Annotated in this window: 23 protein-coding genes; 13 read left to right on the forward strand and 10 right to left on the reverse strand. The window is 49.9% G+C overall.

Features of this window, described 5'->3' with window-relative positions:
- Positions 1–48: 48 nt before the first annotated feature.
- Positions 49–411: a hypothetical protein gene (locus HH301_RS17470; protein WP_206378175.1), complete on the reverse strand. Its 363-nt coding sequence runs from the start codon at positions 409–411 to the stop codon at positions 49–51.
- A gap of 41 nt (positions 412–452) precedes the next feature.
- Here HH301_RS17470 and HH301_RS04995 point away from each other — a divergent pair, with 41 nt between their 5' ends.
- The 3 genes from HH301_RS04995 to HH301_RS05005 all read left to right on the forward strand — a co-directional run bounded on the left by HH301_RS04995 (position 453) and on the right by HH301_RS05005 (position 3,429).
- Positions 453–872, forward strand: coding sequence for a c-type cytochrome (locus tag HH301_RS04995; protein WP_169567223.1), 420 nt, complete (start codon positions 453–455; stop codon positions 870–872).
- A 143-nt stretch (positions 873–1,015) separates the two neighbouring features.
- Positions 1,016–1,630 (forward strand): hypothetical protein, encoded by a 615-nt coding sequence (locus tag HH301_RS05000; protein WP_169567225.1) that lies wholly within the window; start codon positions 1,016–1,018, stop codon positions 1,628–1,630.
- 29 nt (positions 1,631–1,659) lie between these two features.
- On the forward strand, positions 1,660–3,429 hold the full coding sequence (locus HH301_RS05005) for a methyl-accepting chemotaxis protein (RefSeq protein ID WP_169567227.1): 1,770 nt from the start codon (positions 1,660–1,662) through the stop codon (positions 3,427–3,429).
- A 428-nt stretch (positions 3,430–3,857) separates the two neighbouring features.
- On the opposite strand, the gene HH301_RS05010 is transcribed toward HH301_RS05005, so the two are convergent.
- A complete protein-coding gene (locus HH301_RS05010; protein WP_169567229.1) occupies positions 3,858–5,063 on the reverse strand; it encodes an acyl-CoA dehydrogenase family protein in 1,206 nt (401 codons plus the stop codon).
- A gap of 181 nt (positions 5,064–5,244) precedes the next feature.
- Here HH301_RS05010 and guaD point away from each other — a divergent pair, with 181 nt between their 5' ends.
- A complete protein-coding gene (gene guaD, locus HH301_RS05015; protein ID WP_169567231.1) occupies positions 5,245–6,579 on the forward strand; it encodes a guanine deaminase in 1,335 nt (444 codons plus the stop codon).
- A gap of 5 nt (positions 6,580–6,584) precedes the next feature.
- On the opposite strand, the gene HH301_RS05020 is transcribed toward guaD, so the two are convergent.
- Positions 6,585–7,388: an IclR family transcriptional regulator gene (locus HH301_RS05020; RefSeq protein ID WP_169567233.1), complete on the reverse strand. Its 804-nt coding sequence runs from the start codon at positions 7,386–7,388 to the stop codon at positions 6,585–6,587.
- Positions 7,389–7,511: 123 nt separating this feature from the next.
- Between HH301_RS05020 and HH301_RS05025 the strand changes: the two genes are divergently transcribed.
- The 8 genes from HH301_RS05025 to HH301_RS05060 all read left to right on the forward strand — a co-directional run bounded on the left by HH301_RS05025 (position 7,512) and on the right by HH301_RS05060 (position 16,191).
- Positions 7,512–9,686: a malate synthase G gene (locus HH301_RS05025; RefSeq protein WP_206378176.1), complete on the forward strand. Its 2,175-nt coding sequence runs from the start codon at positions 7,512–7,514 to the stop codon at positions 9,684–9,686.
- Positions 9,687–9,866: 180 nt separating this feature from the next.
- Positions 9,867–10,340, forward strand: coding sequence for a MarR family transcriptional regulator (locus HH301_RS17615; RefSeq protein ID WP_169567237.1), 474 nt, complete (start codon positions 9,867–9,869; stop codon positions 10,338–10,340).
- 549 nt (positions 10,341–10,889) lie between these two features.
- On the forward strand, positions 10,890–11,468 hold the full coding sequence (locus HH301_RS05035) for a hypothetical protein (protein WP_169567239.1): 579 nt from the start codon (positions 10,890–10,892) through the stop codon (positions 11,466–11,468).
- Positions 11,452–12,162 (forward strand): hypothetical protein, encoded by a 711-nt coding sequence (locus HH301_RS05040; protein WP_169567241.1) that lies wholly within the window; start codon positions 11,452–11,454, stop codon positions 12,160–12,162. Before HH301_RS05035 ends, HH301_RS05040 begins: the two co-directional genes overlap by 17 nt.
- Before the next feature lie 97 nt (positions 12,163–12,259).
- Positions 12,260–12,658: a PilZ domain-containing protein gene (locus tag HH301_RS05045; RefSeq protein WP_169567243.1), complete on the forward strand. Its 399-nt coding sequence runs from the start codon at positions 12,260–12,262 to the stop codon at positions 12,656–12,658.
- A gap of 13 nt (positions 12,659–12,671) precedes the next feature.
- Complete coding sequence (locus tag HH301_RS05050) at positions 12,672–13,613, forward strand: response regulator (RefSeq protein ID WP_169567245.1); 942 nt, start codon at positions 12,672–12,674, stop codon at positions 13,611–13,613.
- An 84-nt stretch (positions 13,614–13,697) separates the two neighbouring features.
- On the forward strand, positions 13,698–14,717 hold the full coding sequence (locus HH301_RS05055; protein ID WP_169567247.1) for a TAXI family TRAP transporter solute-binding subunit: 1,020 nt from the start codon (positions 13,698–13,700) through the stop codon (positions 14,715–14,717).
- A gap of 91 nt (positions 14,718–14,808) precedes the next feature.
- Positions 14,809–16,191 (forward strand): leucyl aminopeptidase family protein, encoded by a 1,383-nt coding sequence (locus tag HH301_RS05060; protein ID WP_169567248.1) that lies wholly within the window; start codon positions 14,809–14,811, stop codon positions 16,189–16,191.
- Position 16,192: 1 nt separating this feature from the next.
- On the opposite strand, the gene HH301_RS05065 is transcribed toward HH301_RS05060, so the two are convergent.
- Positions 16,193–16,810 (reverse strand): LysE family translocator, encoded by a 618-nt coding sequence (locus tag HH301_RS05065; RefSeq protein WP_169567251.1) that lies wholly within the window; start codon positions 16,808–16,810, stop codon positions 16,193–16,195.
- A gap of 113 nt (positions 16,811–16,923) precedes the next feature.
- Between HH301_RS05065 and HH301_RS05070 the strand changes: the two genes are divergently transcribed.
- Complete coding sequence (locus HH301_RS05070; protein WP_169567253.1) at positions 16,924–17,280, forward strand: MarR family winged helix-turn-helix transcriptional regulator; 357 nt, start codon at positions 16,924–16,926, stop codon at positions 17,278–17,280.
- Positions 17,281–17,295: 15 nt separating this feature from the next.
- Here HH301_RS05070 and HH301_RS05075 read toward each other — a convergent pair whose 3' ends face one another.
- From HH301_RS05075 to HH301_RS05100, 6 genes are read right to left on the reverse strand one after another with little or no spacing between them, the layout of a single operon-like run.
- The gene (locus HH301_RS05075; protein WP_169567255.1) at positions 17,296–18,225 is read right to left on the reverse strand and encodes a 2-hydroxyacid dehydrogenase; all 930 of its coding nucleotides are present in this window, start codon (positions 18,223–18,225) and stop codon (positions 17,296–17,298) included.
- 26 nt (positions 18,226–18,251) lie between these two features.
- Entirely contained in the window at positions 18,252–19,850 is a 1,599-nt protein-coding gene (locus HH301_RS05080; protein ID WP_169567257.1) for an ABC transporter ATP-binding protein, read from the reverse strand.
- Entirely contained in the window at positions 19,850–20,878 is a 1,029-nt protein-coding gene (locus HH301_RS05085) for an ABC transporter permease (protein ID WP_169567259.1), read from the reverse strand. The genes HH301_RS05080 and HH301_RS05085 overlap by 1 nt, the downstream gene beginning before the upstream one ends.
- Positions 20,879–20,881: 3 nt before the next feature.
- Complete coding sequence (locus tag HH301_RS05090) at positions 20,882–21,991, reverse strand: microcin C ABC transporter permease YejB (RefSeq protein ID WP_169567261.1); 1,110 nt, start codon at positions 21,989–21,991, stop codon at positions 20,882–20,884.
- Positions 21,992–22,001: 10 nt separating this feature from the next.
- Entirely contained in the window at positions 22,002–23,870 is a 1,869-nt protein-coding gene (locus tag HH301_RS05095; protein ID WP_169567263.1) for an extracellular solute-binding protein, read from the reverse strand.
- A 14-nt stretch (positions 23,871–23,884) separates the two neighbouring features.
- Entirely contained in the window at positions 23,885–25,744 is a 1,860-nt protein-coding gene (locus HH301_RS05100; RefSeq protein ID WP_169567265.1) for an extracellular solute-binding protein, read from the reverse strand.
- Positions 25,745–25,818: the final 74 nt, after the last annotated feature.

Here is a 25,818-nt window from a genome sequence, read left to right on the forward strand (position 1 = left end):
GTTTCTAAGCGAGCTTGGACTGCGGTGATTAAAAAAGGACTTTTGACGCTATATCTTTTGATGGCCCTGTTTGGGTCTTCGCTTGTCGCCGGGGCTACGTCTTCGCCGGGCGCACATGATTGCGCGGACTGTCCCAGCCATAGCCAAAGCCTTCTTTCGCATGAGGCGCATGACGTGCCTGCGTGTGAGGGTATGATGAGCGGAAACTGTCTCCATGCTCAAATTCAGATGGTTTATGCCACGTCCATAGATAACCATTCTGCACCCATTATCAGATCGGAAATGTTCCGGCTGACCCATGACAAGGCTGATGGTCTCATACATGATCAGCTTGGAAAACCGCCCAAGTCTTTCACTCTCTCTGCATAGCTGTTCCTGCGCTGGACAGGATTCGATTTGATTTATGACCACCACCTGTTTTCAGGTTGCTGGTCATCCGTTGAGGAGTGAAAATGAAATTCAATAAATATATTATAGGGTTAGCGGCTCTGGTTGGTTTGGCTGTTATCGCAACTGCAATTTGGCAAGATCAGATGAGCGGTGAAGAAGCCTCTGCACCCCAGTCTTCTGCCGCTCAGGTCGCAAGCACGAATTCTGCCACCTTAAATGGCAGAGAGCTGTATCAGCAGAACTGTGCGTCCTGCCATGGTGAGCAGGCAAATGGAACTGAAAATGGTCCGCCCTTCCTGCATAAGGTCTATGTGCCCTCTCATCATTCGGACGCAGCTTTCCTGCTGGCAGTTAAAAGAGGCGTGCGAGCCCATCATTGGAATTTTGGTGATATGCCGCCGGTGCCAGGGGTGTCTGAAGACGAAGCCAAAGCAATTACAAAATATGTACGGCAACTTCAAAGAACAGTAGGTTTTCAATAAAAAGAAGCATCACCATTCAGGGCATTCTATCCTGAGTGGTGACCTCTATCCCTTTGAGGTTATGACTATATTAGTATATGCAATTAGATAAAAATTAACTATTTGTGTTTAATTTTACTTCAAACATTAGTTGGAGTAAAAAAATGAGAAAATCCCTCCTCAATCAGGTTGCCAGTTTGAGCCTCCTGGCTTTCTGCGCCTTTCCCCTATCCTTACAGGCAAAAGAAACTGCCCCCAGTACGTCCATCATTGCAGATGCGGAGTTAGCGGAAATCCGAAAGTGGATGTCTAACCCCGTTGTAGAGATTTCGGTTTCTTCGCAGAATCGGGTCTATAAGGATGTGTCGCAAGAAGATATTGATCGTCTGGATAAGCAGTGGCGTGCTGAACGCAAAGCCGATGACCAGCCCCTGATTGCAACCACACTCAGCAGTCCGCTTTCCAGCTACCTCACCCAAATTCAGGCGGCTTCTGGTGGGCTTTTCACTGAGATCTTCGTGATGGACTCAAATGGTCTCAATGTGGGGCAGAGCGCTATCACATCGGATTTTTGGCAAGGCGATGAAGGGAAATTCCAGAAAACATTTCCAAATGGGCCTGATGCTGTGTTTATCGACGAAGCAGAATTTCATGAAGGCAGCAAAACCTGGCGCACCCAAATTAACATGAGCCTGGTCGACAAGAATAACCAGACCATCGGGGCCGTTACTGTTGAATATAACTTGACAGAATTACAACGTCGCAAATCAACCAACTAAAGTAAAACGTACAAAGAATAGAGGCTAAGATGAAGTTCCTCACAAACTTAAAAATCGGGAAGAAATTAACGGTCGGTTTTGCCGTGTTGATCGGCATTGTTGTGATTATGTCTGCAGTTTCCCTCACCTCCATGAACGACATCCGAAATGCAGACAGTGAAAACAAAGCTGTCCGGGATCTGGGTGTCGCCTATCTTCAGTATCAGCGTGGATTTGCGACCCAGCGTCAGCATTTGACCTCCTTTTTGCTGACAGGTGATCGCAAGGAATTGGAATATTACACGAAGACGGGTGAAACAGTCGCCCAGTTCCATAAGGCGCTTGTGGAATTGGCAAAGGATCAAGCATCGATCTTGCCGATTGTTGAAGAGATGAACAGCGCTTACCAGAAATGGCTTGGTGACTTCTCGGAAGTTCAGATTAAATTGATGCGCAATTATCTGACAGTGAACCAGGCGCGGGCGATTGAGGTTTCTGGTGAGCCGGGTCTTGTCATTGATCAGTTTGATGCGGCTGCGTTGAAATTGTCTGACGAGCTTGGTGTCATTTCCGCCAAAGTGGCGAGCATGAAAGATTCAGCAAATAACCGTTTCTTTGTCTCGGTTGTCTCTGGTCTTGTGATCATGATTGTTGTGGCCTTGGCGGCTGGCTTCCTTCTAACCCGTTCAATCGCTGTACCAATCGGCCGGATGACCAGTCTGATGACGGATCTGGCGAAGGGTAACCTTGATATTGAAGTAGAGGGCACTGATCGTCTCGACGAAATTGGTGATATGGCTAAATCGGTTGTTGTCTTTAAGGATAATGGCCTTGAGCAACGCCGGATGCAGGAACGTGAAAAAGAAGAGAAGGAAGCCTTGGCACAGGCCATGGAAAGCCTGAAGCAGAAAGAGATTGAGCAACGCGAAGCCCATGAACGCGAATTGGCCAAGCAGGAAAAAGAGCGGGAAAGAGCAGAAAAACTTGATCAGTTGATGCAAGACTTTGACGCGAAAATGAAATCCGGCTTGGGTGTTGTGGCAGAATCTGTCGGCGCTGTAAGTAACTCAGCTTCTACCATGTTTAATAACGCGGAAAGAACCCAAGGATTGTCCCAGGACGCCTCCTCAAGCATTGACTCTGCAACAGGAAATATTCAGACCGTTTCTGCAGCAACCACGCAGTTGTCTTCGTCCATCAGTGAAATTTCACGGCAGATGAGCAAGGCATCCGAGGTTTCCCGCACTGCGGTTTCTGAAATTGAGACTACCAACTCCCGCGTTGAGGCACTGAATGATGCAGCGGAAAGTATTGGTCAGGTGATCCAGATCATCAGCGACATTGCCAACCAGACAAACTTGCTGGCACTTAATGCGACGATTGAATCTGCACGGGCAGGTGAAGCCGGTAAGGGGTTTGCCGTTGTGGCAAGTGAGGTGAAAAACCTGGCCACTCAAACCAGTAAGGCAACTGAGGATATTGCGAACAAGATCGCGGAAATTCAGAATGAGACTTCCGCGGCTGCAACTTCCGTTCTTGGGATCGGGGATACTATTCGCAAGATTGATGAGTTGACTGCTGCGGTTGCCAGTGCGGTTGAAGAGCAGGGTGCTGCAACTAACGAGATTGCCCAGAATGTTGAAAGAGCTTCTCAAGGAACTGCGGAAGTTGCGAGGGTGGTCAGTGAAGTGGCCGGCGCTGCATCTGAGACTGAGAAGCTGGCAGATAATCAGCGCGAAGTGGTCAGCAACCTTGACCAGAATAATCACGTACTGAAAGATGATATCAGTGGCTTCCTGGAGCGCGTAAAAGCCCTCTAGCTATTCAGAAACTGAATGAAAAAAGCTGGCTTTTAGCCAGCTTTTTTTTGGGCAAACACCAAAAAATTGAACTTAGAAACGGTATTGACGCTTATTCAATACACTTCTATAGTTCGCGGTGTTTAAATACAGGCTTCAAAGTGCCTCGCACTTTTGCCGAGATGGGGGGCTTCGGCTGAGGCAGCCAGTATATGGGGGTATATTTGGCGCCGGTTGAACCAAGCGGCATTTCGCTAGCCGAAGTCACCCAGCCTCTGCCTTTATACTTATCACTCCACATCAATTTCGCAAGTGCGAACACGATAAAACGTGACGAGTTGCACAGTCTGCGGCGCATTTTCAAGCGTTACTTCTCAAGAGCGGAATGGGCATGCTGACACCGCGGGTGGTTTTAAACCTGTCCCGCAGTGCTTCAACCGGTTTAGTTTTTAAAGTTCCAGAACCTGTTTGGAGAGAACAGTGCGTTGAACTTCGCTCGAGCCTGCATAGATAGTTGCTGCCCTTGCGTTCAGATATTTGGCCGGTGCGGTCATGGCATGCTTTGGGCCCGGGAAGGTCACGTTGCTGCCAGGTTCCCGCGATTCAGGAAGGTAGGGAAGCGCATAATGAGCTACGGCTTCCATTCTCAACTCCCCAATATCCTGCAGAAGTTCGGACCCGGTCAGCTTGAACATTGACGCAGCCGCGCCGGGGTTCTGGCCCTGGCTCAAGGCAGACATATAGCGCTTTTCAGTGAATTCAGCAGCTTGCAGGCGCACTTCGAGCTGAGTGAGCTTGCGGATGAAGTCCGGATCCTCAATCAACGGGGCGCCGCCATTACCATTTTCCATCCTGGCGATGTCCCGAACGTTATCGAGGCCCGCTTTCAGGCCCGGTGTATAGGCAACGCCGCCGCGTTCAAATTCCAGCAGGTATTTGGCAACGGTCCAGCCTTCGTTTTCCTTGCCGATCAGGTTTTCTTTTGGAACCCGGACATCATCGAAAAAGATCTGGTTCAGTTCGTGATCGCCCGAGATGGAAATGATCGGCTTGATATCAATGCCGGGTGTATCCATGTCGATCAGGATGAAGGAAATGCCTTCCTGCTTTTTCCCCTCAGATGAGGTGCGGACAAGACAGAAACAGCGGTTGGCATAGTGGCCGCCGGTCGTCCAGATTTTGGTGCCGTTAATGACATACTCATCCCCATCCAGCACAGCCTTGGTCTGCAAAGAGGCAAGGTCAGAGCCTGCGCCCGGCTCAGAATAACCCTGACACCAACTGTCTTCGTGCTTTCGGATCCGGGGGAGGTAGAACTCCTTTTGCGCCTCTGTGCCGAACTTGCCAATGAGAGGACCGATCATCCGATAGCCCATGGAATTGATGGCAGGCGCACCCGCTTTGGCGCATTCATATTCAAAGATGTAACGTTGAACCGTATCCCAGCCCGGACCGCCCATTGTCGTTGGCCAGTTATAGGCAAGCCATCCTTTTTGACCCAGGATGCGGCCCCACTCATTGGCGGTTTCTGGATCTGTCCGGATCGAAGCCTGAATGGCTGTGTTTTGTTTCAGATGGTCAGACAAGTTCTGGTCAAGGAAGTCGCGAACTTCAGTCTGAAAGGCAAGATGCTGATCAGTGAGGTTGAGGTCCATTGGATACTCTTTTTATTGTTATTCATTTGCGGTCGACTTGCTGTCGTACCTGTTCCATAAAGTGAAAAAACACATTCAGATATATGTGTCAATATTGGAAAAGACTCTGCGGGAGGTTCCGGATCTGTTACGTTCGGCCGTTTGTTGCTTTTTTTCGATGATGGATGGATAAGGACAGGTTATGGAACTCGCGCTTCGAGGATCCGTTCTCAGCTTCACGGACAACCCATTTCTGGCTCCAGAAGAAGACTGTTATGTCTTTGAGGAGGACGGGCTAGTTGTCATCGAAAATGGCAAGATCAAGAAGGTGGGACATGCACCCAACCTGCTACCAGAGTTGAGCCCTGAGACAAAGATCACGCATTATAAAAGCGGATTGATCCTTCCAGGCTTTATCGACTGCCATGTGCATTATCCCCAGATCGAAGTGATCGGAGCTTACGGCAAGCAGCTGATTGACTGGCTGAATAAATATACCTTTGTGGCGGAGCAGAAATACAAGGACCTCGATTATGCAAAGCAGGCCGCAGACTTGTTTCTGAGGGAGCTGCTGCAATCGGGAACGACATCTGCTTCCGTGTTTTGTACCGTTGCCCCGCAATCAGTTGACGCATTTTTTGAAACCTCTGAAAAGTTTGGCATGCTCAATCTGGCAGGCAAGGTTCTGATGGATCGAAACGCGCCGGAGGGTCTTCTGGATACAGCTCAGACCGGTTATGACCAGTCAAAAGCCCTGATTGAGAAATGGCATGGCAGGGGACGTAACCTCTATAGTCTGACCCCTCGTTTCGCGCCGACGAGTACGCCAGAACAAATGGAAATGACAGGGGCACTTTGGAAGGAATTTCCGGGAACTTATTTGCAATCGCATATCTCGGAGAACAAGGGTGAAATCGAGTGGGTCCAGGAGCTATTCCCTGACTGCAAGGACTATTTGGATGTGTATGACCATTTCGGCCAGCTTGGGGAGCGGGCGATCTATGGTCATGGTATTCATTTAAGCGAACGGGAATTCGCCCGTCTTCATGAAACCGGAACCACACTTGCCCATTGCCCGACGTCAAACCTGTTCCTCGGGAGTGGTCTGTTCAGCTTTGAAAAAGCTTATGATCCGGCGCGGCCGGTTCATGCGGGTCTTGCCACAGATGTTGGGGGTGGTACCAGTTTTTCACAGCTGGCGACCATGTCAGAAGCCTATAAAGTTGCCCAAATGCGGGGGTCTTCCCTGCGCGCGTTCCAGGCCTTTTATATGGCCACCCGCGGCGCGGCAGAAGCCCTTTACCTGACGGATCGGGTTGGAAGTATTGAGCCTGGGCTGGACGCGGATCTAACCGTGATTGACCTGAAAGCCACCCCGCTTTTGGAATATCGCCTGTCCCATGCGGAGACACTTCATGACATTCTGTTTGTCTTGATGATCTTAGCTGAAGCCCAAAGCATTAAGGCCACATATGTTGGCGGGAAGTGCCTGATGGAGCGGGTGAATGGATCCGTTCGTTTCGCGGATCCACTCTAGTCCTTTCAAGCGGTTGCTGGAATTTTACCGCCGAGGGCAGCGGTGATCTGACGGGAGACGGCTTTGACCTGCTCGCCAAGCTCCATCAGTCTTTCAGGCTGAACACGGGCGGCCGGGCCAGAAATTGAGACGGCGGCAAAAGGTTCGGCATATTCATCAAAAATGACGCTGGCGACGCATCTGAGGCCAACCGCATGTTCTTCATCATCAATAGCGAACCCGCGCTTTCGGCTTTCATTCAGCTCTTTGGTCAGTGCCTCAACGGATGAAATGGTTTTGTCGGTGAGCTGGTTAAGCCCATTCTCCAGAGCACGGCGGGCGATTTCCTCATCACTGGCCATCATGAGAATGGCCTTGCCAACACCTGAGCAATGAAGGGGAACCCGATTGCCGGGCTTGGAGTAGACGCGCATCATTTCCCGGCTTTCAATCTGGGCCATGTAAATCACATCGTCGCCTTCTGAGATTGCGAGATTGACTGTCTCTCCGCTTTCTTCCATCAGGCGCCGCATATGAGGCCTCGCAACGGTGACAAGATCCCGGGAAATCAGAAAGCCATTTCCCGTCACAAATGCCTGTATCCCGATTTGCCAGCGGGAGCTATCCCGGTCATACTGCACATAGCGTTCTTCCTGCAAAGTTGTCAGTAACCGGTGCGTTGTTGAAGGCGCCAGTCCCAGAGTTTTTGAAATTTCTGTCAGTTTAAGGCCGCTGTTACTTTCGGCGACAGTATTGAGAATGGAAAGAGCCCGGTTCAGGGATTGAACCTGACCTGTCCGGGTGGCATCGGTTTTAGGGGCGGCGCTCATTAGATATTTCCGTAATGTGAAAACGTTTCCATTTATTATTTTGCAGAATTGGAAAGAATGTCAATATGCTGGCAAAAGGATTCATGGGCGAACGGCCCGCCGCCTTCGTTTAAGGAGATACTCGTGACCAAATATATCCCCATCGGCCAATTGCAGGTCGCTTCAGAGTTGGTTGATTTTGTCGATAATAAACTGCTGCCCGGACTTGATCTCACGGCCGAAGGGCTTTGGGCTTCGCTGGAAAAGCTTCTCACCAATTTTGCACCGAGAAATCGGGAATTGCTGATCAAGCGGGATGAGCTACAGGAGAAGTTGGACGAATGGTGCCAGGATCACGTTGGCAAAGCGATTGATTTAGAAGCCTATAAAGCTTTTCTGACAGAGATTGGATACCTGGTGCCGGAAGGACCCGCATTTCAGGTGACAACCGCAAATGTCGATCCGGAAATCGCATCTGTTGCAGGACCGCAGCTGGTTGTGCCTGTGATGAACGCGCGCTACGCACTGAATGCGGCCAACGCGCGTTGGGGTAGCCTTTATGATGCGCTTTATGGAACGGACCTGATCGCGGAAGAGGCCGGCGCCGAAAAAGGCACGTCCTATAATCCGGGCCGGGGTGCAAAAGTGATCGCCCGCGCTTCTGAAATTTTGGATGGCATTGCGCCTTTAAAAAATGGTAGCCATGCGGATGTCAGCGCTTACAGCCTTTCCGGCGCAGGGGACCTTGTGGTGACCTTGAAAGGGGGATCAGAAACTGCCCTTTCAAATGACGATCAGTTCGCCGGGTATCTTGCGGATGGTGACCGGTTGACGTCGGTTCTTCTGAAGAACAACGGTCTGTATCTGGATATCCAAATTGATCCATCCCATCCAGTGGGCAAGGACCATCCAGCTGGGGTCAAGGATGTGTTGATGGAATCAGCGCTTTCCACCATTCAGGACTGCGAAGACTCTGTTGCGGCAGTGGATGCAGAAGATAAAGCCCTTGTTTACAGTAACTGGCTGGGACTGATGAAAGGGGACCTTGCAGACAGTTTTGAGAAAAACGGCAAAACGGTAACCCGGACCCTGGCCAAAGATCGGATCTACACAGCTAAAGATGGTTCAGAACTTCGCCTGCATGGCCGGAGTTTGTTGCTGGTTCGAAATGTCGGTCATCTGATGACAACCGGCGCTGTGCTTTACGGAGATGGTATTGAAGCGCCTGAAGGTATTCTGGATGCACTGATGACTACCGCCTGCGCCCTTCACAACTTGAAAGGGTCGACAGAATATAAAAACAGCCGGGCAGGCAGTGTCTATATTGTGAAGCCGAAAATGCACGGCCCTGAAGAAGCGGCCTTTACCAATGATCTTTTCAACGCGGTAGAGGATGAGCTTGGGCTTGCCAGAAACACGGTTAAAGTCGGTGTGATGGATGAGGAACGCCGGACAACCGTTAATCTGAAGGAATGTATTCGGGCGGTATCAGAGCGGATTTTCTTCATTAACACGGGCTTCCTGGATCGGACCGGTGATGAAATTCATACCAGCATGCTGGCCGGTGCATTTTTGCGCAAAGATGATTGCAAGGCGGAGCCATGGATTGCCGCTTATGAGGACTGGAACGTGGATATCGGTCTTGAGGTTGGCCTGCCTGGTCATGCCCAGATTGGTAAAGGCATGTGGGCAAAGCCTGATGAAATGGCGGAAATGATGGCAACCAAGCAGGGCCATCCGATGGCTGGTGCCAACTGCGCCTGGGTTCCTTCCCCAACAGCGGCAACCCTGCATGCCATTCATTATCATCAGATCTCTGTTGCAGATCGGCAGGCTGAACTGAAATCCCGTGGCCGGGCCAGTCTGGATGCGATCCTGACACCACCCTTGATGAAGGGGCAAAACCTGTCACCGGATGAAGTCACCGCAGAACTTGAAAATAACGCGCAAGGTATTCTGGGGTATGTGGTTCGCTGGATTGATCAGGGCGTTGGTTGTTCCAAGGTCCCCGACATTCATGATGTGGGATTGATGGAAGATCGGGCAACTTTGCGGATCTCCAGCCAGCATATTGCGAATTGGCTCTGTCATGGTGTCTGCAGTGAGGCAGAGGTCACAGCCGTGATGAAACGGATGGCGGAAGTCGTGGACAAGCAAAATGCCGGTGATCCTCTTTATGAGCCGATGGCTTCAAATTTTGAAGGGTCTATTGCGTTTCAGGCTGCGATGGATCTTGTATTCCAGGGGCAATCTCAGCCGAGTGGGTATACGGAGCCTATCTTGCATGCCCGCCGCATTGAGAAGAAATCGCAAAAGTAGAATTAAGGACGCAAGTCGAGGGGGAATACTGAATTCCCCCTTTTTCATGCTTTTGTTGCCCGGAAAACATAATTTCCGCTTTCCGTCTTAAAAGTCTTGATTATGGGGGTTTCTAACGCCTATAAACTAAACATGTGCTCAGAAGCGCATATAGACGAAAAGTACTGGGAGAGATTTTTCGTGTCATCAAAGAATAGTGTACGCAAGTCGGATGAGAGTGCTCATGCCGCGATGGACCTCGGTGCCCTTGAGCATAACGTAGGGTACTATATGAGGAAGGCTGTTCTTGCAGCCCAGAGTAGTTTTCTAAAAGAAACGGGTGTGAAATTGATGACCGGGCAATATTCCGTCATGGAAATTATTGCCAATAATCCCGGCAGAACCCAATCGGCGATAGCCTGGGCTGCGGGTCTTGATCGCTCCTCCCTTGTTCCAATTCTGAACCAGTTTGAAAAGAACGGTTTCATCAAAAAAGAACAGGTCGCCAACGACAAGCGGGCTTATGCGGTTTCTTTAACTGCGGCCGGCGAGAAAGAGCTTGCGGACCTGCGGGTGAAGATTGAGGAGATGGAGCAGCTTTTTATCAAGGGAATGGGCGCGCGAAACCACAAGCAGTTGATCAATCTGCTGAAGAAGTTTCTGGATACCCTTTAGAAGCTAAATCACCCCCGATTCGATTAAACTTTAAAGTTGCAATTTTTGCGTGCGCTTAGCATTAAGCGTGTAGGTTGTATGCGCAACAAGATCTGGTAGGTCGACTAATTCAGATACATAGGCCTTATCTGAATTAAACTTTAAAAGTGTTATTTATGGCTATAAATCTATCTTAAGGCTTGAAGCTTCTTACCGCAGGGGCATACTTCTTTTCAGTCACCCAACGACAGAGGAGGAGTTGATGCTCAGGGATTTTAACACAGCTTTGCGGGTCCGAACTGCATACGCAAACTTGATGAATTCGATCTCTATGATTGCGTCGGTCTTCTTTCTTTTAAGTTCGGTATATTTCTTCGCGACAGAAGCCTCTGCAGATAAACAGCTTGTGTCTTCTTCGAGCGTTTGCGAAAGCTCCTATATCAACTGAGGAAATTTCCTTACTCCAGAGCTTTGAAAATTAGAAAAACACACATTTCCTTAAGGATTTTCCCCTAAACCAAGCTGAAAGTACTATGTATTACGGAAGGTTTGGGCTTGTCCCAGTGTGAAATGTCTGAAAATTTATCTGAGTTAGAGAAATATAGGGCGCAGGCGGTCGGAACAAATGTAAACGCAACGTCCCTTCTGGCGACTGATTACCTCAATCATTTTAACGAGGCCTTGATGCTTGCCGAAATGCTGGTGGATATGCCGGACCTGGCAGATGAGTTCGCAGCATGGGATCCAAAGCTCTACAAAGAACATTTTGAAAGCAGCGGGATTGCCGATAAGGAACTGGCTATCGCCGCTTATGACCACTGTCCCAAGGAATATAAAGCTCCCTTCGACAGCACGGTTGCAAAAATCAACAGACAGCTTGTTCTGTTACAGAAGTCCCTGTTGACGGATCGCGCTGCATTGGAAGCCGGTGAAAAATCTGCGTTTCTGGAAGCTAAATGTAACCTTATTCGCAAATTGATTGACCGGGCTGCCGGAATTATCAATGGACAGCTGCTTTTGGAAGGTCCGGAAGAAATTCCTGATAAACCCTCTCGTCGGGGCTTGCCTGAAACTGGTCAGCAAAAGGTTGTCGAAGTTGAAACAGGTAGTACACTTGGTCAGGCAGATATTGATGCCCTCTTTGATTAAGGTTCGGATGAAACTCAGATTTCACACAATTCTGGCCAGCTTTCTGGCTTTTTGTCTGATCAGTGTATTTCCAGCTGTCTCAAGAGCGAACGTCGATTTTTGTAAAGAAACCAGTTTCCGGCCCAATGTGTCCTTTAAACATGAAAATGTGCAGACACAGCTTATTCGCAGTAAATCCCCGCGCCAGATAACCCAGCTTTCGGCCAATCGGTTGGACTATCAGCATTCGGATGAGACAGTCTTACTGGGTTTGGCGCTTACAGAGGTCGCGCATCCCATTCGGATTGAAACCCGTAGTCAGCAAATTGGGAATAAACATTGTGTTTGGCTGGTCAATGTCGAGATGACATTTGGACAGCGCCGCAGCGAAGTATATGTCGCCAATAAGTACAAAGCCGGTAGTTGTCCTTTCCGGGCAATTTTACGTCATGAAAACCAGCATATGGACATTAACCTGAAAGTTCAGACGAAATATGCGGCTAAAATTGAGCAGGCGCTTCATAACATGGCATTGGCGTTAAAACCGTTTTACACAACAAGCCCTAAAAAGGCCCCGCAGCTGTTCGGCTCCCAGATCCAGGCAAACCTGAAACCCTACCTGGAGGCGTTCTATGAGGAACGTCAGCGAGAAAACGCTAAAATCGATACGGCCCGGAGCTATCAGAATGTTCGCAGCCAATGCGCGAAATGGTAGAAAGCTGTTTGCCTTTTATTAATGTCTCTCTGGTTTAATCACCCGTCAGTGTTCGAATGGACAGATTTGAGTTCCTTTTGAAAGAGAAGGCAGTTTTATGATTATTGGTAAAGATATTCACCAGATGCTGAATGAGCTTGATATGCAACGGGCTCGTGAACTGGGTGAGGCGCCGAAAAACTATACAGAAAATAGAAAATATCGGCGGAGCCGTGTGGTTTGGGAAGCCCAGGTTAAAGTTTACTTCAATGACATTACCCTCAAGAGCGAAGTGCGGGAAGTCCATGGGGTTGTCCGGGATATCTCGGCAAATGGGGCGCGATTGGACCTGGATCAGCCTATTATTGAAAAAGTTGGCTTGGTTCTGGTTATTCCAAAACTCGGTAAATTCCCATGCGAGACGATGTGGTGCAAAGGGAAACAGGTGGGGATCCAGTTCAAGGATTCTCCGGATAACGTCTTTCAGCATCTGATCAAGGTTCTGCCCAACGCGTAAGGCGCCTATTTGAATGATAGATCAGCGGTTCGGTACATCTTCGGTTCTGCTTTATGACCCCCAATCTACCCTGCGACACAACACACGTGTCGCTCTTTTGGATTTGGGGTTTGGCGAGGTTGAGGCTGTTCAGAATTGGTCTGAATTTCTGCAAATGGCGGAGAAAAACTCCTACGATCTTATTGTTGGGGATCTTGTGACTAGAGAAGGGTCGCTGGAGCAAATCATCAAGAGAGTGCGGCACAACGATCTGGGGTCCAATCCTTTTGTGAACATCATCGTCACGCTGTGGCACACGACACCGGAATCTGTAAATGAGGGGATCCAGGCGGGTGCAGATGATATTCTCTCTCGCCCCATGTCGGCCAACCAGCTGTCTGACCGGGTACATGGGCTGATCACTGCGCGTAAACCCTTTATTGTCACTGAAGATTATATCGGCCCAGACCGGCGTCAGATCGTTCGTGGGCTGTCACAGCCGGGCCTGATGGTGGTTCCAAATTCCCTGAAGGCGAAAGTCGAAAATCGTCCGGAGTTTGATGCAACCCCTGAAAATATCGAACTTGCCCTCTCAGCGGTGAAGGATCGACAGGTCTCCATCTTAACAGAGCAGTTTCTTCGGCTTTCCACCAAAGTCATGGGTCTTGGGACTGAACTTCAGGATATTGACGCTCGTCATGAAATGATCGGTCATATGATCGAGATGAACAATAATCTGCAAAAAATTGTTTTTGGAACTGAATATGCCCATATCGAAGCATTGATTAGTGCGTTTGATGATGTCCTCAGCCGGATCAAGGCCTCAGTAAAACCTTTGTCGGAGCAGGATCAGGAACTGATGTTTCAAATTCCGTTTGCGATCCATACGGCCTGTAAAGAAGTTCGCCATTCGGCCAGCCTTGCCTTCGATATCGAACAGGTTTCCCAGCAACTTCGCGGGACCGGAACCAGCTAGTCATCTCTTTGCCACCTTTACTTTTTAGTGTGAAAAGGTATGTCTTATTAAATGGTTCGATTTTTTCCGGGAAAGGTAGTTTAAATGATCCAATTCTCTCGTTTAAAAGTGTGTCTGTTAAGCGGGATATTGGTTTTAATTCTCGGATTACCTTTAACCTTTGCCCAAGAGCTCACCTTTTTCCGAATAGGGACAGGATCAAGCTCGGGAACCTATTTCCCCATTGGCACCTTAATCGGTGCGACAATTACAGGACCGCCCGGTAGCCGCCCATGCGAAGACGGAGGCTCCTGCGGTGTTCCAGGCTTGATTGCCGCGGCCCAGACAACACGGGGGTCTGTTGTTAATATCCGCGCCGTTCTAAAAGGGGAGCTTGAATCTGCGCTCGCCCAATCGGATCTTATCTATGCAGCCTATTACGGGACAGGATCGTTCGAAAACCAGAAGCCCTCTGGCAAATCGCTTCGAGTGATTGCCAACCTCTATCCTGAAGATGTGCATCTGGTTATCCGAAAAGCTGCTGGTATCAAAAGTTTTGAAGACCTCAAAGGCAAGCGGATTTCCATAGATCTGCCGGGATCTGGCACGCGCCTGAATGCAATTAACATCCTGAAAGCTTATGGGATAGGGAGCAGCGACTATGAAGCGGTCGATGCAAACGCGGATAAGGCGCTGGCTTTATTGCAGTCTGGCAAGCTGGATGCGTTCTTTTTTATCGCGGGCTATCCGGTCAATGCAGTGTCGGAGCTTGCGAAACAGGATCTCGTGGATTTGCTTCCCATTGACGGAGCGTTGGCGAAGAAGATTACCAATCTCTATGAGTTTTTTACGGTGTCCCAAATTCCGGAAGGAACCTATCAGGGGATTGAAAAAACATCGACATTGGCGGTCAGCACCCAGTGGATTGTCAACGCTTCCATGTCTGAGGAATTGGCTTACGGACTGGCAAAATCCCTGTGGCACCCGCGTAATCGGGTGCTGCTTGACAGTGGCCATGTGAAAGGGAAATTGATCCGGTATGAAAATTCCCGCAAAGGGGTCGGGATCCCAATTCACGCCGGGGCTCAAAAATATTATGAAGAAAGAGACGAGAGATCTCAATAAGAGTTTGAAGCCTTTGAGCAACTGCCGCTGAAAGCAGTTGTTGAGACGTCCATCCTTTGATAATTTGCGGACAACAAACAAGGAGAATTCCGTGGTCCCCTATATTTCAACTTCCGAAGACATTGTATCCAAGCCTATTCATGCCGTCCTGATTGATAAGTATGACGGTTGGCTCAAAAAGCAGACGGATTTTGTTAAAAAATGGCTGGATCAGCACGGATTTGAAGCCAAGGATGGCAAATTTATTGCCCTTCCAGATGAAAGTGGGGCAATTGCCTCCATTCTTTTTGTGCATGCGAAAGAGGACTGGCATATTTGGTCACTGGCTGCTCTTCCAACTGCAATTCCAGTTGGCGCCTATCACCTGGAAGGGAAGGTTAAACCAAAGCAGGCCACTGACATTGCCATCGGCTGGTCATTGGCGACATACAAGTTTGACCGCTACAAGAAAAGCGAGAAGAAATTCGCGACCCTGATGTTACCCGCGGGCGCGGATCTTGAGCATGTGGAGCGAACTGTTTATGGCACCAATCTGGCCCGTGAACTGATCAACATCCCAACTGCCGATATGGGGCCGAAAGCGCTGGAAGGTGCCGCCTCGCAAATCGCGGGAGAGTTTGAAGCCCGTCAGATGAACATCATCGGCGATGATCTTTTGACCTACCATTTCCCAATGGTTCATGCCGTCGGCCGCGCTTCAGACCAGGCGCCAAGACTTGTAGACATGGTGTGGGGTGATGCAGATGCGCCAAAGGTCACTATTGTGGGCAAAGGCGTGTGCTTTGATACAGGTGGACTGGATCTGAAGCCCTCCTCAGCCATGTTGCTGATGAAGAAGGATATGGGCGGGGCCGCAATGGCACTTGGTCTTGCGCATATGATCATGCATGCCAATTTGCCGGTTCGTCTTCGGGTTTTGATCCCGGCTGTTGAAAATGCGGTGTCTGGAAATGCCTTTAGACCAGGCGATATCCTGACCAGCCGCGCAGGCATTACGGTTGAGATTGGTAATACGGATGCAGAAGGCCGGTTGATCCTTGCCGATGCTCTGACAGCAGCGGATGAGGAAGAGCCGGATCTGTTGATTGATTTCGCGACCCTGACTGGTGCTGCACGCGTTGCCGTCGGAACGGAGCTTGCGGCGACTTTCACCGATGATGATGAGCTTTATAACCTGATTTACAGCAAATCCGTCGCGGAGAAAGATCCGGTATGGCGGCTGCCGCTTTGGGATGAATACCGGAGCCTGATCGATAGCCCGATTGCGGATATCAATAATGCTGGAAGCTCTTCCTTTGCAGGGGCTATTACGGCCGGATTGTTCCTCAAGGATTTTGTCAAGAATGCCAAAAGCTGGGTGCATTTCGACATTATGGCCTACAACAACCGGGAGCGTCCCGGTCGCCCACAAGGAGGCGAAGCCTATGGCATCCGGACCATGTTTGAAGTGATCAAGGAGCGCTTTGGCGGGTAAGTTATCGTTCCGTCAGGGCCAATTTAGCGCTCAAGGCAACAAAGACACCGGCCAAACCCCTGTTAAACCATTTCAGGAAACTGGGCCGACTGAGGATGTGCCGGCTGAGTGTGGCGGCAAACAGACCGTAAATCACGAAAACACCAAATGTCAGCAGCATGAACACCAGTCCTAACACGCCCATATCCTGAGACGGTGTGGGCGTTCCGGGTAAAATAAACTGGGGCAGAAATGCCAAAAAGAAAATGGACAGTTTCGGGTTCAGGATATTGATCAGGAACCCAGTCGAAATCAGCTTGCCAATGCTTCTGGATTTTTCAGCTTCTGACGATTGCAGGGAAATTGTCCCGTTCCCCTTTAAAACCTGCCAGGCGAGATAGAGCAGATAGGCCACGCCGGCATATTTGATGCTTTCAAACAAAAGGGCACTGGTATGCAGAATGGCTGCCAGTCCCAAAATACTGGCCAACAGGTGGGGGATAATTCCCATTGTACATCCAAATGCCGCGGCGATAGAAGCCGAGCGGCCTTTCGAGAGTCCAATGGCAACCGTGTATATGACGCCCGTACCCGGTGCCAGAACAACGATTAGTGCGGTTAGAAGAAATTCTGGGGACATAAGGGATATTCCGTCATTTGACCGGGAAGCTGATCATATGATGGGGCGCGGAGTAGGAGAATGTCAACTCTGTTACGCTTGCGAAATAAACCTGTTTGTGGGATACTCTGCTAATGCAAGCAACCTCAACAACACAAGCCACACTTAATATGTGGAAACAGGCCCTCGGCCAACTGGTTAGCCGTCAGGGGCCGGACTTGTCATCTCGACAGATGGCGATTTTGCTGATTGTTTATCTGGAAGACCCGCCGCATACAGTTCGCGGATTGGCCGCCCGCTTGAAAATCTCCAAGCCTGCGGTTACCCGTGCTTTGGACAGTCTCGGGAAGTTAGAGCTTTTGAAGCGCAAACCTGATGAAAAGGATATGCGGTCCGTCAATGTGGTGCGGACGGTTAAGGGCTCGGTTTATCTCAGTGAGATCGCTGAAGTCATTGAAAAAGCGGCGTGGGAAAACCTGGGCGGAACCTGATTTTCCCCTATAGCTTTAGTACCCGCGATCTACATCGACCTGATTGAGCAGTTTCTCACCATTTCTGGCGCGAATGATATTTTGCGCAACAAGGGCGGCAACCCGGTTTGGGGCTGCAATACTTGCCACATGCGGGGTGATGCGGATTTTCTCGTGGCTCCAAAGTGGGCTGTCTTCAGGAAGCGGCTCTGTCCGAAATACATCCAGCGTTGCACATGACATATGTCCACTGTCCAGGGCCTTGATCAGATCCTCTTCAACAAGGTGAGGGCCGCGTCCTGGATTGATCAGGGACGCACCTTCAGGCAGTTTTGCAAAAAGATCGGCGTTCAAAATACCTTCTGTTTCCTCAGTCAATGGAAGCAGGCAAACCAGGATCTCGACTTCAGACAGGAACTGATCCAGCTCCCCCGCTCCAGCATAGCTTTTGACCGATGGAATTTCTTTCTTGCTGCGGCTCCAGCCTGACACCTGAAAGCCGAGGGAAGCCAGCGTTTTGGCGGCATGATTACCCAGAGCACCTAGTCCCAGGATACCGACTTTTCGGGCTGTTGCGGCTGGCGGATGATGGACTTTCCAAACTTTTTGCCGCTGTTGATGATCATATGTGAGCTGATCCCGGTGATGGTTCAGCACATGCTGGACCACATATTCGGTCATACGCGCGCTCAATTCATCATCCACTACGCGCGCTAGCGGAACATGCTTTGGAAAAGTTGGATCTTTGAAAAAGTGATCGACACCTGCCCCTAAGGAAAAAATAGCCTTCAGGTTCTTGAAACGGGCGAGCTCACCTTCTGGCATGTTGAAGCAGAGCGCAAATTCAATGTCATCAGGATTACCAACGTCAGGGTGAAAACGCATTTCCAGATCCGGAACATGCTTCGCCATTTCAGCGCGCCACCAATCGTCACGTTTGATGGAACTGTGGAAAATGAGTGCCATTAGGGGTCTCCAGTTTCTTATTTGTTTTATGTAGCCAGATCGAAGGCGGCTTTCATGAGTTTCCTGGTGTAGTCAGTTGTTGGATTGTCAAAGATTTGATGGGCGGAGCCCTGCTCGACAACCTGACCGTCCTTCATAACCAGAACCTCATCGGCAAGTGCCTTGACGACTTTCAAGTCATGACTGATGAAGAGATAGGAGAGATTATATTTTTTCTGCAAGTCCCGCAACAGATCAACGATTTGAGCCTGGACAGACATATCCAGTGCTGAAGTTGGTTCATCCAGAACAATAAACCGGGGTTTGAGGATCAGGGCACGGGCAATGGAGATCCGTTGGCGCTGCCCTCCGGAAAATTCATGGGGATAGCGATCCTGAGCGGAGCCATCGATCCCGACCTCTTCAAGGGTCTTGGCGATCAGCTCCCGTCGCTCTTGCCGATTTCCCTTACCCTGATGAACCAGCAGGCCTTCTTCAATAATCTGCCCGACAGAGAGACGGGGGCTTAAGCTGGAATAGGGATCCTGGAACACAATCTGAATTTCTGATCGCAGAGGCCGCAGTTCTTTCCATTGCTTTGACTGGATCGAATTGCCGTTATAGAGGATATCGCCTTCCGATTTCAGCAATCGCAAAAGCGCAAGGCCAAGGGTGGACTTGCCAGAGCCGCTTTCACCCACGACACCAACTGTATGCCCCTCTCGGACATTGACCGAAATGTCGTCAACGGCCCGAACATAATCCACGGTGCGTTTCAAAAGTCCCTTTTTGATTGGGAAGTAGACTTTGACATTCTTGCCTTCGATGACAGATTTCGCCTCTGGATCCTTGGATGAGGGAAGGCCTTTGGGCTCCGCACCCAATAGCATTTTTGTGTAAGGATGCTCAGGGTCAGTGAAGATTTTTTCGGTCGGGCCTGCCTCAACAACCTCACCTTTGGTCATAATGCAGATCTTTTTGGCCATCTTCCGGACAATACCAAGATCATGGGTGATGAGCAGGATTGCCATGCCCAACCGTTCCTGAAGGTCTTTCAACAGCTCCAGAATCTGAGCCTGGATCGTGACATCAAGGGCCGTGGTCGGCTCGTCCGCAATCAACAAATCTGGCTCATTTGCCAGCGCCATGGCAATCATCACCCGTTGCCGTTGCCCACCGGAAAGCTGATGGGGAAAGGCGTTGAGGCGATCTTCTGTTGCAGGGAGGCCAACAAGTTCCAACAGCTCTTTCACTCGAGCGCTCGCCTCAGCCTTGCTGTAGCCCTTGTGAACCAGCAGGGTTTCATTGATCTGTTTCTCAATAGTGTGAAGCGGGTTCAGGGAGGTCATGGGCTCCTGAAAGATCATGGAGATCTTATTGCCTCGGATCTTGTGAAGGTCCTGAAAGGGCGCCCCGATTACATTCTGGCCATCAATAAGGATTTCCCCATGGGGATGTGATGCCAACGGATAAGGGAGCAGCTGCAGAATACTCAGCGCTGTAATGGATTTACCCGACCCACTTTCGCCCACAAGCGCAAGGGTTTCCCCATGCTCGATATCAAAGGAGACATGTTTTACCGCAGGAACCTGTTCACCCTTAACCCGAAAGGAAATTGCCAGATCTTTAACAGAAACAAACGCCATCAGTTAAACGTCTTTCTGGGATCAAACGCGTCCCGAATTCCTTCTTGCATGAAGAAGGCGAGTGTCAACATGACAGAGAGCACCATGAAGGCAGTGATACCGAGCCAGGGCGCCTGCAGGTTTGCCTTGCCCTGTGCCAGGAGTTCACCGAGGGAGGGTGATCCCGGCGGCAGTCCAAGCCCGAGGAAGTCAAGCGAGGTGAGGCTGACAATGGAGCCTGTCAGGATAAAGGGCATGAAGGTGAGGGCGGAGACCATGGAGTTGGGCAATAGATGCTTGAACATGATCACGCTATCGCGGACCCCAAGAGCTCGTGCCGCCCGCACATAATCAAAGTTGCGGGACCTTAGAAATTCCGCGCGCACCACACCCACCAGGCTGGGCCAGCTAAAGAGTAGGAGAAGAACCAGCAGGATCAGGAAGCTTGGCTCAATCAGGGCGGCGAGAATAATTAGAATGTAGAGGCTTGGCATTCCGCCCCAAATTTCCAGAAGGCGCTGGAATATAAGGTCGGTCATACCCCCAAAATAGCCCTGAACTGCGCCTGCGGCGATACCAATAATGGAGCTGAGAATGGTGAGGATAAGACCGAAAGCCACCGAAATTCGGTAGCCATAGATTACCCTTGCCAGAACGTCGCGGCCCTGATCATCTGTTCCGAGCCAGTTTTCACTATCAGGCGGGCTTGGGGCCGGGGATTTCAAATCATAATTGATTGTGGTGTAGCTGTAGCGAATGAGGGGCCAGACTGTCCAGCCATCTGCCTCCTTAATCAGGTCCATGACGAACGGATCGCGGTAATCCGCTTCCGTTTCAAAGTCACCGCCAAAGGTTGTTTCCGGATAAGTCACCAGAAAAGGGGTATAAAGTTCCCCTTCGTAGGAGATCAGCAGGGGCTTGTCATTGGCGATCAACTCGGCAAACAGGGAGATGACAAACAGACCCAGAAACAGGAGCATGGAATAGTAGCCCCGCCGGTTGGCCTTGAAATTTTCTAGTCGTCTTTGGTTAAGCGGAGAGAGAGCCATTTTTTAAGCCTCCCGCGCTTCAAAATCGATCCGGGGATCGATAATGGTATAGGTCAGATCTCCGATCAGGTTCATGATCAACCCAAGGAGGGAGAAAACATAGACGGTCGCGAAAATAACCGGATAGTCCCGATTGATTGCTGCCTCAAAACCAAGCAGCCCCAACCCATCCAGGCTGAAGATAACCTCGATCAGCAGGGATCCGGTAAACAGGATCCCGATAAAGGCACTTGGAAAACCGGCGATGACGATCAGCATGGCGTTCCGAAAGACATGGCCATAAAGGACCCGTTTTTCTGTCAGCCCCTTGGCCCGCGCTGTCAGCACATATTGCTGGTTGATCTGATCAAGAAAAGAGTTCTTGGTCAGCTGGGTGAGGGCCGCAAAGCCACCAATGACCATGGCCGTGACTGGCAGGGCAATGTGCCAGAAATAATCCGCAATCTTGCCAAAGAGACTAAGCTCATCAAAATTTTCAGAGGTTAAGCCCCGAAGCGGGAACCAGTCGAGATAGGACCCACCGGCAAAAAAGACAATCAGGGCAACGGCAAAGAGAAAGCTGGGGATGGCGTTGCCGACAATAATCAGGCTGCTGGTCCAGACGTCAAAGCGCGTGCCATCCTTCACAGCTTTGCGAATACCTAGCGGGATGGAGATGATGTAGACGAGCAGCGTCGTCCAAAGCCCCAATGAGATGGAAACGGGCATTTTTTCCAGCACCAGATTGATGACGCTCTCATCGCGGAAGTAACTGTTGCCAAAATCGAAGACCAGATAGCTCTTGATCATCTGGAAAAAGCGCTCATGCGCGGGCTTATCGAAGCCGAACTGTTTCTCCAGTTCCTTGATAAATTCAGGATCTAGCCCTTGTGCACCCCGATAGCTGCTCTCGTTTGTTCCTGAGGTGGTTGAGGTTGAGCCGCCGCCGCCGAGATCACCGCTACCCGATCCGCCGATCCGAGCTGTTGCTCCGATGGCAGTCCCCTGAATTTCGGCAATAATCTGCTCAACAGGACCGCCTGGGGCAAACTGGATAATCGCGAAATTCAGTAGCATGATCCCGAATAGAGTCGGGATCATCAATAACAGCCGTCTGATGATATATGCCAGCAAGCTGAGCCCCCTATTGACCGTTAATCTGCTTTAACTTAGCGGCTTTTTCCGGATCATACCACCAACTATGAAGAGCCGCCCTGTCATAGCCGGGTTTTTGCGCCTCTGGCCGTCCAAATTTATCCCAAAATGCAACGAAATGACTGGCCTTGAACCACTGGGGGATGGTGACATGGGAATGCATGATTACCCGATCAAGAGCACGGGCAGCAACGACTAAGTCCTCTTTGTTATCTGCCTTGATGATGCTTTCAATCAGGCTATCAACTGCTGGGCTTTGAATACCCGATACATTCAGGCCGCCAACCGTTTTGGCCGCCCCCGATCCCCACCAATTGCGAAGCTCAACGCCTGGATAGGCAGGCTGCCCAAACCGCCTTGTGGCGATTTCAAAGTCAAACTCCTGCATTCTGTTTTGCCAGCTGGCTAAATCCAGAAGTCGAATATTTGCCTGAATGCCAATCCGCTCCAAGTTTCGAATAAAGGGGTTGATAATCCGCTCAAAAGAGCGGCTGTAGAGCAAAAATTCCATAGTGAAGGGCTGCCCTTCGGAATTGAGGAGTTTTTTGTCCTGTATTGTCCAGCCGGCTTCCTTCAGATCTTTCAATGATTGGCGAATAGCCGTTCGCATCCGGCCATCCCCCTTTGTTTTTTCAGGCACAAAACTGGCGCCAAAGACTTCTGGCGGAAGCTGTTCTTTCCAGGGGGTTAGGAGGGCAAGTTCAGCATCGCTGGGGCTATCAATAGCCTTCATCTCTGAGTTCTCGAAAATGGAGGTCAGGCGCTCGTAACTATCATAAAACAGGTTTTTATTGGTCCATTCAAAATCGAACATGCGGGCAATGGCCCTGCGAACCCGAATGTCGCTGAATTTTTCGAGGCGTGTATTAAAGAAAAATGCCTGAAAACCAGTCATTGAGGCATCCGGGAGAGTCTCTTTTATAATTGAGCCGTTTTTAAAAGCCGGTTTTCCGTCATATTCAACGGCCCAACTGCGGGAAGTGAACTCTTCGCGAAAATCGTATTCTCCGGCAAAGAAGGCCTCCAGAGCTATGGTGCGATCACGGTAATAGTCGACCTGGATGCTGTCAAAGTTGAAGCGGCCAACATGAACTGGAAGATTTTCTGCCCAATGGTTTTTGATCCGCTCATAAGTGACGGACCGACCGGGTTGCACATCGACAATCTTGTAAGGGCCTGACCCCAGCAGGGGCTCAAGCGTTGTCTCATTGAAGGCACGAGTTTCAAAAGACACTTTGGAGAGGATTGGCATGGTCGCGACTTGCAGTGCCAAGCCCCGGGTTAAAGCATTTTTGTTGAAGTCAAATCGGACAGAAGCCGGTCCCGTAATCTTTGCGCTTTCAATGTCCTTATAGGAGACTTGATAACGAGGGTGACCTTCATTTTTGAGGGTTTCGAAACTGAAAACGATATCGTCCGGTGTGATGGGGGAGCCATCATGGAACTGCGGTCCTTCGCGCAAATGAAATTCCACCCATTTGCCGTCAGGATCCAAATCGGCTTCCTTCGCAACGAGCCCATAGACCGCATCCGGCTCATCATGGGCGCGGGTCATCAGGGTGGCGAAATTGAAGAAAAGATCACCACCCTTGTCGGAATTCAGAACCTCAGAAACCCCTTTGAGGATAAAGGGGTTTACACTGTCAAAACTATTGAGGTTACGAAGGCGAATGCTACCGCCCTTGGGTGCGTTTGGATCGACATAGTCAAAATGGGCAAAATCAGCGCCATATTTCAGGTTGCCAAAACTGGAAAGCCCGTGAGTTTTTATGCCTTGCTCCGCAGCGATTGCAGACTGCAGGCTTAGTGCACCGACAAGAATGAGGGACGCGGATTTCAAAGCGGAAAGGAAGCGCATCAGTTATCCTCTTGCTAGTTGGAGTCTTTTTTCAGAGTTTCCAAGCCTTCTTTCAGCTTCCGTTGTTTTTCGGGATCAACCCACCAGGCGGTAATATCAGTGCCTTGGGATGGGTAGACATCTGTCTTGCCAAATTTGTTCCAGTAAGCAATTCGTTCATAGGCAGAGGTGAATTGCGGGATAATATAGAAATTCCAGGTCAGCACGCGATCCAGTGCCCGAACAATCGGCTTCAGGCTTTCATAATCCGGTGCCGAGATCAGCCGCTCAATCAGATCATCAACAACGGGGTTATCAATCCCCATCAGGTTTCGGCTACCGGGACGCTTACCAGCTGCACTGCCCCAAAATTCCCGCTGTTCATTGCCGGGACTAATGGATTGGCCAAAAACAGACGTGACAATATCGAAATCATAATTGCGGAGCCGTTCCGTATATTGGGCGGTATCGACAACGCGGGACGTAGCAGTAACCCCCAATTTTTCGAGATTTTTGATAAAGGGGCCAAGAATACGAAGGCTGTTCGGGTCATAGGCCAGAAACTCGATTTCTAGCGGCTTTCCGGTTTTTGGATCGATCAGCTTGCCATCCTTCACATCCCATCCGGCTTTTTTCAGGATTGCTTTTGCAGCTCGTAGCGGCTTGCGATCCCGCCCGGAACCATCCGAGACAGGGGGCTCGTAAGCTGGGCCAAAGACGCGCTCAGGAACTTTCCCCCGGTATTCTTCGAGGATTTCCAGCTCTTTCCCCTCCGGTTTTCCCGTTGCGGCCATGACGGAGTTATAAAAGAAGCTGTTGGTCCGTTCATACTGATCGTAGAAGATATTTTTATTGAGCCATTCAAAATCGAAAGCATAGGACAGGGCTTCGCGTAAAGCCGGGTCCTGAAACTTTTCTTTGCGGAGGTTATAGACATATCCCTGCTGCCCCGCTGGCGTTTTGCTGGGAATATTTTCCTTAACAACAAGGCCTTTCTTCAAGGCGGGGAAATCATATCCCGTAGCCCAGTTTTTTGCGCTATTTTCAGCCCTGAAATCATATTCGCCGGCTTTAAAGGCTTCCAGCAGAACGGAGCTATCCCGATAATAGTCATAGCGATAAGTATCAAAGTTATAGCGGCCTTTATTTATGGGCAGATCTTTTCCCCAATAATCCTTCACCCGCTCGTATTCTATGAAGCGATTGGCTTCAAACTCTTTGATTTTATAGGGGCCGGATCCCATGATCGGATCAAGGGTAGTAGAGGTAAAGTCCCTGTTCTCAAAGTGCTTTTTGGATAGGACTGGCAGAAGTTGGCCCACAATTTGCGGGAGTTCCCGATTGGGTGGACCCGTGAATGTGAACTTAATCCGGTGATCATCCAGAATGATGCCTTCTTTCACATTGGCATAGTAATAGCGAAAAAGGGGCCGTCCATGCTCCTTAACCATTTGCAGGCTAAAGATCAGATCCTCGGCAGTGATGGGGGTGCCATCATGAAAACGTGCTTCGGGACGCAAGTTAAAAATGGCGAAGCTGAGATCATCAGCAACTTCGACAGTTTCTGCGATCAACCCATATTCTGCGCTTGGGGAATCAGCGGGCTGGGTCATCAGGGTTTCAAAGGTAAGTCCCAAGCCAGAAGCACTGTTTCCCTTTGAAATGAAGGGATTTAGGTTGTCAAAACCTCCAAGTGCGGAGAGTTTGATCTGCCCACCTTTCGGTGCATCGGGGTTGACATAATCCAGATGCGGAAAATCGGCTGGATATTTTAACGGGCCCGCAAGAGAGAGCCCGTGAGATTTTGTTGTCTTTACATCACTGGCCGAGGCAAGGGCTGGAACAACAAGAAAAGAGATAAGTGCCAAGCTGGCTGCAGACTTGAGTAAATTCATTTTTCCCTGTTCGCATGTGTTTATTGCCTAACAACATGGGGGTAAATGGCTTTAACATCAAGAGGGAATGGCGC

This window comes from Sneathiella limimaris (assembly GCF_012932565.1).
Lineage (GTDB): Bacteria > Pseudomonadota > Alphaproteobacteria > Sneathiellales > Sneathiellaceae > Sneathiella > Sneathiella limimaris.